Raw genomic sequence first — 12,782 nt, 5'->3', positions numbered from 1 at the left:
TTTAGTTGTTTTCCGGTCTTTGTCTTTCGCATTATCTCGCTGGTTCACGAGAGGGTTTCCCCCGACATCGACGTCCCTCAGTATTGCGCAATCTGTTGATGGAGGTTCCGGTTTGCGTCGACACTTTAACTATGGCAGCTGCCGTCATTTTTTCCTCACTATTTTGCCGAAATTTTCCCGGCAATGAGCGCCTGTTCCTATAGTTAATTTGAACAAACCACGGGAGAGGCCCATGCTGACGGTACACCATCTTAATCAATCACGATCGCAACGCGTACTGTGGGCACTGGAAGAGCTGCAGCTGCCTTATCAGATAGTCCGCTATCAGCGGGAAAAGTCGATGCTGGCGCCGGCGGCGCTGAAGAAAGTCCATCCGTTGGGGAAATCGCCGGTGCTGGAAGACAACGGCTATGTGCTGGCGGAGTCCGGGGCCATTCTCGAGTATTTGCAGGAGACCTGGGACAGCGGCGGGCTGCTGAAGCCGCAGGCGATAGAGGACAAACTGCAGTACCGCTTCTGGCTGCACTATGCCGAAGGCTCGCTGATGCCGCTGCTGTTAATGAAGCTGGTGTTCGCCAGCCTGGGTAAACCCCCTGTGCCCTTTGGCGTCCGCTCGCTGGGCGCCCTGCTGGGCAAGGGCATTCAGAAAGCGTGGCTGGATCCCCAGCTGGCCACCCATGCGCGGTTTATTGACGACCATCTTGCCACGCGGCCATGGTTTGCCGGCGAGCGTCTAAGTATGGCCGATATCCAGATGAGCTTCCCGGTGATGGCGCTGTTGGCGCGCGGTGGCGTGCATGACCTTGTCCATATTGAGGCCTGGCGACAGCGGGTGGAGCAGCGTCCGGCCTGGCAGCGGGCCATCGAGCGCGGCGGTCCCTTCACCTTACCCGGCGCCTGAGGTATCAGCGGATCCGATGACGCCGACAAATGAAAGCAACTCACTAAAAATTTGTTAGCGGATTGCGCATAGACGATAACGTTTGCGCATCGTCTGGTTATTTTCTGCTCGTCATAAGCGAAATTTAGCGAAATACGATAAACATCGGTTGAAAAGGGTTATCTAAAGGCCGGATAATCGTTTGCCTTTCTGTTTTGCTCCCTCTTTTTTCTGCTATCCAGGGGGAGGAGATAAGGTTGACACACCGTAGTGTATGCGCGGAGTTAAACGTTTGCTTTTTTGCAGCCCCCCTGGCGCTGCGATTCGGTACAAGGAGATCGCGTTTAACTGGCAGTGGAGGGTCCACCACGCATATCAACGAACAATAAAAATTTTCAGGGGAAGTTTTCTATGTCTACGCCTTCAGCGCGTACCGGCGGTTCATTAGACGCCTGGTTTAAAATTTCGGCGCGCGGTAGCACCGTGCGTCAGGAGATTGTTGCAGGTCTTACTACCTTTCTGGCGATGGTTTACTCCGTCATCGTGGTGCCGGGCATGCTCGGTAAAGCGGGCTTCCCGCCGGCCGCGGTGTTTGTCTCGACCTGTCTGGTGGCGGGCGTTGGCTCGCTGGTGATGGGGTTATGGGCAAATCTGCCGATGGCTATCGGCTGCGCCATTTCGTTGACCGCCTTCACCGCCTTTAGCCTGGTGCTGGGGCAGCAGATCAGTATTCCGGTGGCCCTCGGCGCAGTATTCCTGATGGGTGTCCTGTTCACGGTGATTTCCGCGACCGGCATCCGCAGCTGGATCTTGCGCAACCTGCCGCAGGGCGTGGCGCATGGTACCGGGATCGGGATTGGCCTGTTCCTGCTGCTGATCGCCGCCAACGGCGTTGGTCTGGTGATCAAAAATCCGCTGGACGGTCTGCCGGTGGCGCTGGGCAAATTTGCCAGCTTCCCGGTGGTGATGTCGCTGATTGGCCTCGCGGTGATCATTGGTCTGGAAAAAATGAAGGTGCCGGGCGGTATTCTGCTGACCATTATTGGCGTGTCGATTGTGGGCCTGATTTTCGATCCGAACGTCCATTTCTCCGGTATTTTCGCCATGCCATCCCTGAGCGATGATAAAGGCAACTCGCTGATCGGCAGCCTCGACATCATCGGCGCGCTGAACCCGGTCGTGCTGCCCAGCGTGCTGGCGCTGGTGATGACGGCGGTCTTTGACGCCACCGGTACTATCCGCGCGGTGGCCGGCCAGGCAAACCTGCTGGACAAAGACGGACAGATCATCAACGGCGGTAAAGCGTTGACCACCGACTCCCTGAGCAGCGTCTTCTCCGGTTTAGTTGGCGCGGCGCCAGCGGCAGTGTATATCGAATCGGCGGCGGGTACCGCGGCTGGCGGTAAAACCGGTCTGACCGCGGTGACGGTCGGTGTCCTGTTCCTGCTGATCCTGTTCCTCTCCCCGCTCTCTTATCTGGTACCGGCCTACGCGACCGCGCCGGCGCTGATGTACGTCGGCCTGCTGATGCTGAGCAACGTGGCAAAAATCGATTTCAACGACTTCGTTGACGCGATGGCTGGCCTGATCACCGCGGTGTTTATCGTGCTGACCTGTAACATCGTGACCGGCATCATGATCGGTTTCGCTACCCTGGTGATTGGCCGTCTGGTCTCCGGCGAGTGGCGCAAGCTGAACCTCGGTACGGTAATTATCGCCGTGGCGCTGGTGGCGTTTTACGCGGGCGGTTGGGCGATTTAAACCCTTCGTGCTCCTCACGGGCGGCTCAGGCCGCCCGTTTTATTTTTAAGCCACATCCTGTTTCCATTTGCGTTAATCTGGGTAGCGTATGATTCACAGGCACGACGCCTCACAGGTATAAAAGAAAACGCAGCAAACAGGGAACACATGGAAATATTCTTTACCATCCTCATCATGACCCTCGTGGTCTCACTGTCCGGGGTAGTGACGCGTGTACTGCCCTTTCAGGTTCCACTCCCACTGATGCAAATCGCCATTGGCGCGCTTCTGGCATGGCCGACCTTCGGTTTGCACGTTGAATTTGATCCAGAGCTGTTTCTGGTCCTGTTTATCCCGCCGCTGCTGTTCGCCGACGGCTGGAAAACGCCGACCCGTGAGTTTATTGAACACGGGCGGGAGATCCTTGGTCTGGCGCTGGCGCTGGTGGTCGTGACGGTGGTCGGCATCGGCTTTCTGATCTACTGGATTGTGCCTGGCATTCCGCTGATCCCGGCGTTCGCGCTGGCGGCCGTACTCTCGCCGACCGATGCCGTGGCGCTCTCCGGCATCGTCGGGGAAGGGCGGATACCGAAAAAAATCATGGGCATTCTGCAGGGGGAGGCGTTAATGAACGACGCCTCTGGTCTGGTTTCGCTCAAGTTTGCCGTCGCGGTGGCGATGGGCACTATGGTCTTCACCGTTGGCGGCGCGACCGTAGAATTTCTGAAGGTGGCGATCGGCGGCGTGCTGGCCGGGTTTGTGGTGAGCTGGTCGTATGGCCGTTCGATGCGTTTCCTCAGCCGCTGGGGCGGGGATGAACCCGCCACGCAGATTGTCCTGCTGTTCCTGCTGCCGTTTGCCTCCTATCTGATTGCCGAACATATCGGTGTCTCCGGTATCCTGGCGGCGGTGGCGGCGGGGATGACCATCACCCGTTCCGGCGTGATGCGTACCGCGCCGTTGGCCATGCGTCTGCGCGCCAACAGCACCTGGGCGATGCTGGAATTTGTCTTCAACGGCATGGTCTTCCTGCTGTTGGGCCTACAGCTGCCGGATATCCTCTCCAGCTCGCTGGTGGCGGCGGAAGCTGACCCCAACGTCGAGACCTGGATGCTGTTTACCGACATCATCCTGATCTATGCCGCGCTGATGCTGGTGCGTTTTGGCTGGCTGTGGTCGATGCGTAAGCTTAGTCAGCGCTTCCTGAAGAAGAAACCGATGGAGTTTGGCTCCTGGACCACCCGCGAGCTGCTGATCTCCTCTGTGGCCGGGGTGCGCGGGGCGATTACCCTCGCCGGTGTGCTCTCGATTCCGCTGTTGCTGCCGGACGGGAATGTTTTCCCGGCGCGCTATGAGCTGATTTTCCTCGCCGCCGGGGTGATCCTGTTCTCGCTGTTCGTCGGGGTGATAGCGCTGCCGATCCTGCTGCGCCACATTGAATCCAGTGACAACGTGCAGCAGCGGAAAGAGGAACGGCTGGCGCGCGCAGCGACGGCAGACGTGGCGATTGTGGCGATCCAGAAGATGGAAGAGCGCCTGGCGGCGGATACCAAAGAGAATATCGATAATCAGCTGCTGACCGAAGTCAGTTCGCGGGTGATCGGTAACCTGCGCCGGCGCGCCGATGGTCGTAACGACGTGGAGACCTCTATGCTGGAGGAGAGTCTGGAGCGTCGCTTCCGCCTGGCGGCGCTGCGCTCCGAGCGTGGAGAGCTGTATCACCTGCGCGCCACCCGGCAGATCAGTAACGAGACGCTGCAGAAGCTGCTGCACGATCTCGACCTGCTGGAAGCGCTGTTAATCGAAGATCAATAACCTTTAGTCCGGATAGCGCGACGCTTATTCGGGCTACTGGCGAGACTGCAGTAAATGTGTCGCCCCGGTAAGCGTTAGCGCGACCGGGGGAAACCCGGGCAGCGGCGCAAGCGCCTGACCCGGGTTACCCATTCCTCTGTGAAATGCGTTGTCACCAGGGAATTATTCCAGCCAGAACGCTTTACTGCACGCCAGCCAGGCCTCAGCGCTGCGCGACATATACACGCCCTCCCGCCAAATCATCCCCAGCTCCCAGCGCAGCTCGCTTTGCAATGGGATCCAGCAAAAGTTCTGCGGGTCGAGACGCTGGCAAATCGGCTCGGGCAGGATCGCCACGCCAATGCCGGCCTGCACCATCGCGGCGAGAAAATCCCACTGGCCGCTGCGCACCGCGATACGCGGCTTTACGTCATGCTCGGCAAACAGGCGCATCAGCTGCTGGCTGAGGGCAAATTCTTCGTTGTAGATGACCAGCGGATACGCCGCCAGCTCGGCCGGCGAGAGCGAGGTCACGCCCTCCCACGGCGCGGTTCTTGGCGTCAGGACGCACAGCGGGTGGTTGAACAACGGCAGGGTGGTGAGGTGGCTACCCTCTTCGATGGGCAGGGCGGTCATCGCCATATCGAGCTCGCCGTTGCTGACCGCCTGCTGGACCGTCAGGCCGCCAAACTCGGCGATTTTCAGCTCGACGCCCGGGTAGCGCTCGCGGAAGCGGCTGATCGGCTCCGCCATCAGCATTCCGACCATCGGTGGAATGCCAAGCCGCAGCACCCCTTTATGCAGGTGGTTGATATCGCTCAGTTCTGACTCCAGCTGGCTGAACTCGCCAAGGATCGCCTGGCCGCGTTCAAAAACAACGCGCCCGGTATCGGTGAGCAGCAGTTTACGGCCATCGCGGATCAACAGCGTGCAGTTCAGTTCATCTTCGAGATTTTTGAGCATCTTGCTGATGGTGGGCTGTGTGACGAACAGCTTTTCCGCCGCGCGAGTAAAACTCTGCTGACGAACCACTTCAACGAAATAGCGCAGCGTTCGGATATCCATAATTATTCCCTGAGACTATACCTGCGATGATTTTAATTCATTTCTGTCCGCTTCGGCGGCTCTCTATACTGCACCCCTGACTTCTTTTTTTCAGGAATATCGCTCATGGCCTTCGCGCCAGCTCGCGTTGCCCCCGCCGTGGCGCAGCGTCTTCAAATCCCGCTGCAGGTGCTTCTTTATGTCGGGTTATTTATTTTTGCGCAATATCTGGTGAACAGGTGGCAGGTACCCCTGCCGGCTAACCTGGTCGGCATGGTGATGCTCCTGCTGCTGATCGTCTGCCGGGTGATCCCCCTGAGCTGGGTTCGCGCCGGCGCCCGCTGGCTGCTGGCGGAGATGCTGCTGTTTTTCGTCCCGGCGGTGGTCGCGGTGGTCAATTATACCCAGCTGCTGATGGTTGATGGCTGGCGGATTTTCCTGGTGATCGCCTTAAGCACGCTGATGGTGCTCGGCGCGACGGCCTGGGTCGTCGACAGGGTTTACCGTTACGAAGTGAGCCGGCTAAAAAAATGAATGATGTCATGCTGAGCGTCCTGTGTCTGGTGGCGACGCTGGGTCTCTATTACGCCAATAAAAGACTGTATCGCCGTTTTCATAAACTGCCGCTGATGCCGCTGGTGTTCACGCCGATCCTGCTGGTGCTGATCCTGGTGCTGGGCCATATCTCTTATCAGAGCTATATGGGAGAGACCCACTGGCTGCTGTGGCTGCTGGGCCCCGCCACTATCGCCTTTGCCGTCCCGGTCTATGAAAATGTCGCGGTGATCAAACGCCACTGGATGTCGCTCAGCGCCGGGGTGGTAACGGCGGTGGTGGTGGCGGTGACCAGCTCCGTATGGCTGGCGCGCGGATTGATGTTGTCTGATGAAATCCAGCGCAGCCTGGCGGTGCGCTCGGTGACCACGCCCTTTGCGCTGGCGGCGGCGAAACCGCTCGGTGGTCAGCCCGATCTGGTGGCGCTGTTTGTGGTGATCACCGGCGTCTTTGGCATGGCGGTGGGGGATATGCTGTTTTTACGCCTGGCTATCCGGGAAGGGATGGCGAAAGGAGCCGGGTTCGGCGCGGCTTCCCATGGTGCCGGGACGGCGCGCTCCTATGAGCTGGGCCAGCAGGAGGGCGTGGTGGCCAGCCTGGTGATGATGCTGTCTGGCGTAGTGGTGGTGCTGGCGGCGCCGTTAGTGCGCTGGCTGCTGTTTTAGCGTTCTCGTGTAACCGGTTGTTATGAAATATTGAGGGGCGGAATAGTTGTGAACTATTTTCGCCCCTTTTTGTTTATGCCGGTTATTGGTCATCAGAAAAGATTAAGGCAATTCTTATTACCATCCTCTCTTTGTAACTAAATATTTCATAATCAATAGTGATCTAATTATATTGCGAATGATGTATAGGCTTTTTATTATCTCTAAGAATTTTATAAGTTTGTATCGCTATGATTTCAAAGGAACTTCATTTTATTTTTCTCATTTTTTAAGGCGATTTGTTTAAAAATCAATTTTTACATTAATAATTGAGCTTTTACCCTCTGTTCGTTATTCTTTTTACGCGGGCTTGTATTATTGAATGGATTCAAATGCTGGTCGTTTATTTATGTATAATATTAATTATCATAAATCATATGTCACGTAAATGTGTATGTGACGCCGCGCGGATGCAAATTCATTCTCTAATATATCTGCATAAAACAATTGACGGACTGATTGTCGTTTATAATGGATATGGGAATAAATATGAAGATGAGTAAAAAAATTCTGGCTGGTGCCCTGATTTTCTCTGCCTGCAGCGTGCTGTCTACCGTTGCTCAGGCCGATAACACCATTACTTTTAATGGTGTTGTTTCCGATACGACCTGTACGGCGACCATTGACGGCGGCGTAACGGCTATTGATATGGGCACCACCTCAGTGGCAGATCTGAAAGCGTATACCTTCGGCGCTGCCAAGAACTTCTCCTTTAGCTTAGCCGATTGCCCGACCGCGGAAGACGGTGGCAACAGCATCGCTCGCGTCACTTTTGGCGGTGTTTCCGATACCGCGAACAGCGATTATTTTAAAAACCAGGCGACTGATGAGCCGGCAACCGGTGTTGCTGTGGCGCTTTTCGACGAAGCGGGTAAGGTAATGAAGAATAATGAAGAGGGTTCGGATGTCGATATTTCTTCCGGTGCCGCAACCATTCCATTCACCGTTAAAATGGTGAAGTCGGGTGATACCGATCCGACGAAAGGTACCGTTCAGACAACTGTGACTTATAACGTGACTTATTATTAATTCGGCGTTTTGTTGAATGGAGAAAGGGGAATCGTCTGCTATTCCCCTTTAATTAAACGTATGAGATATCCTTTTTTTGTGGTCGGTTTTTTGCTGTCTTCCTCTATTGCGCAAGCCAGCGTGGTCGTGGGCGGCACGCGTCTGGTGTTTGATGGTGCGAAAAACAACGCCGTCATCACGGTTGAGAATAAAGATCAGAGCAGCAATATCGTCCAGTCCTGGCTCTCGGTGGTGGATGCCGCGTCGCCAGCCAAAGACGCGTTTATTATTACGCCGCCGCTGTTCCGTCTCAAAGCCGGAGAGAAAGGATTCGTGCGCGTTGTCCGCTCAGGAAAAAAATTACCCGACGATCGCGAGTCGATGTTTTGGCTCAATATCAAAGGGATCCCGGCAACGGAATATGTCCCGGATAAAAATGTGGTGCAGTTTGCCATCAACTCGAAAATAAAATTGATTTATCGACCTGCCGCGTTAAAAGGCAATACACCGGAATCGTATGCCGAAAAATTACAGTGGGGAAAAGCGGGGGACTCGGTGACGGTAAAAAATAACTCACCGCTGTATATGAATTTTTCCCAGGTTAGCCTTAACGGAAAAAATATTTCTGGCGCATGGTTTGCTGCCCCATTTTCTACTTTAAAAATACCCGTGCAGAGTACCCTGTCCGCGACAGGGAAAAAAGAGATCACATGGAGCGTGATTAATGATTATGGTATGTCAGGGAAGAAATATACCGCTATCATTCAGTAGCGTTGAGCTACTGTTTTCAACCAAAAGTATCTGCGTCGCTATTGTTTTGTGCCTGAGTACCTTGTCTTCTCGCGCTGAGGCCGGTGAATATTTCAACCCGAATTTACTCGAAGTCGCCGAGGATCCTGCGGCTTCGGTGGATCTGTCCTATTTTTCGCAAGATGGCGTACCGCCGGGCACCTATCATCTGGATGTTTACATCAATGATAAGTATGTCAGTTCAGAATCGCTGACCTTTCAGGAAATTGGCCATGACGCAGGCGCGACCGCTTCTCCCTGTCTTTCCGCGGAGTATCTGAATTCGTGGTTGATTAATACCACCGCCTATCCCCAGCTGTTCGCGGCAGGGGAAACCTGCGCCCGGCTGTCGGCGATCCCCGGGATGACATTTTCGGTGTCTCTTGCCCAACAGCGAATCGATTTTACCGTGCCGCAGGCCGCGATGCTGAATCGCCCAAGAGACTATATACCGGAGAGCCAGTGGCAGCAGGGGATCAACGCCGGTCTTCTCAACTATAGTGTCACCGGGCAGCGCAATGCGCCGCGGCATAATGGCGCGACCGTAGACAGCCAGTTTGTTAGCTTGCAGCCTGGGGTGAATCTGGGGCCATGGCGTCTGCGCAACTACAGCACCTATAGCCACAGCGACAACAGCAGCCGCTGGGAGTCGGTTTACTCGTACCTTGCCCGCGATATTCACACCCTGCGCAGTCAACTGGTGGTCGGTAATACCTATACCTCTTCCGGCATCTTCGACAGTGTGAGCTTTACCGGCCTGCAGCTCAGTTCGGACAAAGAGATGCTGCCGGATAGCCTGCATGGCTTCGCGCCGACGATTCGAGGGATCGCGCGCACCACCGCGGAGGTCTCGGTTTATCAGAATGGTTACAGCATTTATAAAACCACCGTCGCTCCCGGCGCCTTTGAGATTAACGATCTGTATGCCACCGGCAGCGCCGGCGATCTGTACGTCACCGTTAAAGAGTCTGACGGCAGCGAGCAAAACTTTGTGGTGCCTTTTGCCTCGCTGGCGGTCCTGCAGCGTGAGGGCCAGCTGGACTATGCGCTGAGCAGCGGCAGGACGCGCTCAGGCAGCTCCGACGATAAAGAATACAACTTTATTCAGTCTTCCCTGGCCTATGGCGCCACCAGTAACTTTACTCTCTATACCGGCTTTCAGCAGGCGGAAGATAAATACACCAACCTGCTGTTAGGCGCTGGCTTTAACCTTGGCACCATCGGCGCGCTGTCGTTTGACGGCTCTCAGTCGTGGGCCGACGTGAAAACCAGCGATACGGCCTCGTCAACCCGCAAAGAACAGGGGCAATCGTATCGCGTCCGCTTCAGCAAAAGCTTTCTGCAGACGGGCACCAGCTTTTCCGTGGCCGGCTATCGCTACTCCACCGCGGGATACTATTCGTTTCAGGATTTTGTCGATAACGCCTCCACGCAGCGCGACTGCTGTACGCAGAGCGGCAGAACGAAAGGCCGGTTTGACGCTTCGCTGTCGCAGACGCTGTTCGGCTATGGTTCGCTCTCGCTTTCGCTGGTCAATGAAACCTATTGGGACAGCTCGCGCATGGAGTCGGTAGGCGTGGGCTATAGCGGGTCGATTGGCAGGGCCTCCTACTTTATTAACTATTCCTATAACCGCAATGTGCAAAGCACCGATGACAGCGGCAATAACCGGCCGGCCAGCGATACCATCGTCTCCCTGACGCTAAGCATCCCGCTTGGCGAGACGCTCTCGGCGAATTACACCTTGAACCATGGTCGGCATAACGACACCACGCACAGCGTGGGGCTCAATGGCTCGGCGTTCGAGGATCGTTCTCTCAACTGGAGCCTCCAGGAGGGTTACAACACCCAGGATAAGAGCACCTCCGGCAACCTCAGCGTCAATTATCAGGGCTCAAAAGGCGATGTCGCCGGCGGCTATGGCTACGACCACTACAGCAATCACTACAATTATTCGCTGCGCGGCGGCATGGTTGCCCACGCGGGCGGGCTCACGCTGTCGCGCTTTCTGGGTGAGAGTGCTGCGCTGGTCGAAACGCCCGGCGTCAGCGATGTGCGGGTGCAGGGCCAGACCAACGTGACGACGGATGCCGCCGGGTATGCCGTCGTACCGTATGTTCGCCCTTACCATCGCAACAGCCTGGCGCTGGATGAACAGCAGATGGCTGGCGCCGAGGTGGATAACGTCGCCAGAACGGTGGTCCCAACGCGCAATGCAATCGTCAAAGTGCAGTATGACACCCGAATTGGCTATAAGGCGATGCTCACCCTGCGTACTCGCAACGGTGTTGTGCCTTTCGGCGCGCTGGTGACACTTGATAATGATCGCGCCAGCGCGGCGCGCAGCAATATTGTCGGCGATGAGGGGCAGGTGTATCTCACGGGGCTGCAGAAAAAAGGCCAGCTGTTAGCGCGCTGGGGGGAGAAAAGCAGTGAGCAGTGCACCGTTCATTACGACTTCTCCAGCATGGCTCTTGGCGACGATATTCTGTTCTATCAGGCCGAATGCCGGTAATGGATGCAGGTTTTCAACATGGAAGAAGGGGCTGATATGAATATGCGAGACGGCAGCACAAGGGGCATCCTGGTGGCCAGCCTTTTGCTGCTCTCCCTTCCGGCGCTGGCTTATGAAGGCAGCAGCACGGTCAATTTTAACGTCACGGGCACCATCGAAGCGCCTTCCTGCGAGGTGGCCGTGGAACCGTCGAACAGTATCGATTTAGGCACCGTCTCCTCGCAGACGTTCTCCGGAAATGCCGGGTCGAGCGGCGCCAGCGTGCCGGTTAAGCTGGTCTTTTCCAGTTGTTCCGCCGATGCGTCGGCGGTAACCATCGCATTTAGCGGAGCAAAATTCGATAACACTTACACCTCGGTTTATAAAAACTTCCGCACAGGCAGCGACGGGGCCAGCGGCGTCGGTATGCAACTTCTCACTCTTGCCGATCAGCAGCCCCTCGGGCCTGGCGACCAGTATCTTTATACCTTTGGTGGCCGTGCCGACGTCCATATCTTCAATATGGTAGCACGCATGTTTTCGCCCTATGGCCAGGTAAGGCCGGGGATTGTCGGCTTTACCGCCACGTTCGATGTGGCTTACAAATAACGTTTCGACAGGGATGGGTATGAAAAAACTGATCTTCTTGTTCATGCTGGTACTGTGTCCCCTCTATAGCTGGGCGGCCTGCACGGGAACCAACTATGGCGATGTCTCGATGACTAACTTGCCGGAAAAGATTCTGGTCAACGCCGGGAGCTACACCGCGGGCACCGTGCTGTATGACTCGGGGAAAATTACCCGCGCGCAAACGGAGCTGATTAACTGCGAGGGAAGCACCTACGCGGTGTTTGCCTGGTCCTCGAACAATGCCGGGGCGCTGATAGGGGATAATATCTATGCCACCTCGGTGCAGGGGATTGGCCTCCGCGTCAAGGTGTGGCTCAATATCAGCGGTGAATATGACGGTGATACCGATGATTTCAGCCCCGACTCGCAGGTGCATTATATCGGCGATGTGAATTACTATCTCGGTAAGCCCACCGGCCTGTTTGATTATTATGCCTCGACCCATTACACCCCGGCATATCAGCTGCAGCTGGTGGCCACCGGCGGCGCTATCGCCAGCAACAGTCAATTATCGTTCAGCGATCCGGTGGCTACGGTTTCGGCGAAGGATAGTAAGGCGACGCTCTCCATTTCCCGGCTGCACATCAGCGGCACCACCAGCATCCAGATGATCCCGATGGGGTGTATTGTCGGTAGCAATAATCTCAGTTTTGCCATGGGCAGCATCAATGCCAGCGAGTTCAACACCGCGACGAAGGTGGGGAACGCGCGGCAGTCCCTGACCCTTGCCTGCGAGCCGGGAACCAACGTTTCGATGCGTGTGGCGGCGGCGCAAGCGAGTGGGGATAACCCTGGCAACACGGTGATAGCCTTAACGGCAGAGGAGAATGTTGCCACCGGGGTGGGGGTTCAGTTGAATATGAATGGCGAAGCGCTGCCGTTAAATACCGATATCAGCCTCTATACTTCGAGCCGCACGACGGTGACCAACAGCGGCGCGGACGCCAGCTATAGCTATTTCACCAACCCCGACAGCCCAGGCGGGGCCGCGGCCATGCAGACGCTTGCCTTATCCACTAACTATTACAAGACGGGGAGCGCGGTGACCGCGGGTTCGGCAAACGCCACCGGGGTGATCACCTTAACCTATAACTAAGAGGTCGGGGGTGAGCCCCTTCTCCGGACGGCGCCGGGGAAGGGGAGA

Annotated in this window: 11 protein-coding genes; 10 read left to right on the top strand and 1 reads right to left on the bottom strand. The window is 56.1% G+C overall.

Annotated elements, in window-relative coordinates:
• Positions 1–232 precede the first annotated feature (232 nt).
• The 3 genes from SP68_RS24015 (at position 233) to SP68_RS24005 (ending at position 4,435) form a co-directional block, all read left to right on the top strand.
• Positions 233–901 (top strand): glutathione S-transferase family protein, encoded by a 669-nt coding sequence (locus tag SP68_RS24015; protein WP_008807273.1) that lies wholly within the window; start codon positions 233–235, stop codon positions 899–901.
• A gap of 390 nt (positions 902–1,291) precedes the next feature.
• The gene (locus tag SP68_RS24010) at positions 1,292–2,641 is read left to right on the top strand and encodes an NCS2 family permease (protein WP_008807272.1); all 1,350 of its coding nucleotides are present in this window, start codon (positions 1,292–1,294) and stop codon (positions 2,639–2,641) included.
• A gap of 147 nt (positions 2,642–2,788) precedes the next feature.
• Positions 2,789–4,435, top strand: a complete 1,647-nt coding sequence (locus SP68_RS24005; RefSeq protein WP_004206334.1) for a Na+/H+ antiporter — start codon at positions 2,789–2,791, stop codon at positions 4,433–4,435.
• A 162-nt stretch (positions 4,436–4,597) separates the two neighbouring features.
• Here the strand turns inward: SP68_RS24005 and SP68_RS24000 are convergent, their stop codons facing one another.
• Complete coding sequence (locus tag SP68_RS24000) at positions 4,598–5,479, bottom strand: LysR family transcriptional regulator (protein WP_012543171.1); 882 nt, start codon at positions 5,477–5,479, stop codon at positions 4,598–4,600.
• 105 nt (positions 5,480–5,584) lie between these two features.
• Between SP68_RS24000 and SP68_RS23995 the strand changes: the two genes are divergently transcribed.
• The 7 genes from SP68_RS23995 (at position 5,585) to SP68_RS23965 (ending at position 12,734) form a co-directional block, all read left to right on the top strand.
• The gene (locus SP68_RS23995) at positions 5,585–5,992 is read left to right on the top strand and encodes a CidA/LrgA family protein (RefSeq protein ID WP_022065207.1); all 408 of its coding nucleotides are present in this window, start codon (positions 5,585–5,587) and stop codon (positions 5,990–5,992) included.
• Complete coding sequence (locus tag SP68_RS23990; RefSeq protein ID WP_023296899.1) at positions 5,989–6,678, top strand: LrgB family protein; 690 nt, start codon at positions 5,989–5,991, stop codon at positions 6,676–6,678. Before SP68_RS23995 ends, SP68_RS23990 begins: the two co-directional genes overlap by 4 nt.
• Positions 6,679–7,188: 510 nt before the next feature.
• A complete protein-coding gene (locus SP68_RS23985; RefSeq protein ID WP_074442684.1) occupies positions 7,189–7,746 on the top strand; it encodes a fimbrial protein in 558 nt (185 codons plus the stop codon).
• Positions 7,747–7,806: 60 nt separating this feature from the next.
• The gene (locus SP68_RS23980; RefSeq protein ID WP_032691118.1) at positions 7,807–8,496 is read left to right on the top strand and encodes a fimbrial assembly chaperone; all 690 of its coding nucleotides are present in this window, start codon (positions 7,807–7,809) and stop codon (positions 8,494–8,496) included.
• The gene (locus SP68_RS23975; RefSeq protein WP_022065205.1) at positions 8,450–11,029 is read left to right on the top strand and encodes a fimbria/pilus outer membrane usher protein; all 2,580 of its coding nucleotides are present in this window, start codon (positions 8,450–8,452) and stop codon (positions 11,027–11,029) included. The genes SP68_RS23980 and SP68_RS23975 overlap by 47 nt, the downstream gene beginning before the upstream one ends.
• A gap of 36 nt (positions 11,030–11,065) precedes the next feature.
• Positions 11,066–11,617 carry a fimbrial protein gene (locus SP68_RS23970; protein ID WP_032701148.1) on the top strand — a complete coding sequence of 184 codons (552 nt, stop codon included), beginning with the start codon at positions 11,066–11,068 and terminating at the stop codon, positions 11,615–11,617.
• A 19-nt stretch (positions 11,618–11,636) separates the two neighbouring features.
• Complete coding sequence (locus SP68_RS23965; protein ID WP_040971106.1) at positions 11,637–12,734, top strand: type 1 fimbrial protein; 1,098 nt, start codon at positions 11,637–11,639, stop codon at positions 12,732–12,734.
• Positions 12,735–12,782 lie beyond the last annotated feature (48 nt).

The sequence above is a fragment of the Klebsiella variicola genome (assembly GCF_000828055.2).
Lineage (GTDB): Bacteria > Pseudomonadota > Gammaproteobacteria > Enterobacterales > Enterobacteriaceae > Klebsiella > Klebsiella variicola.
The sequence above is the reverse complement of the archived record's forward strand: the minus strand, read 5'-3'. Positions and strand labels throughout refer to the sequence as shown.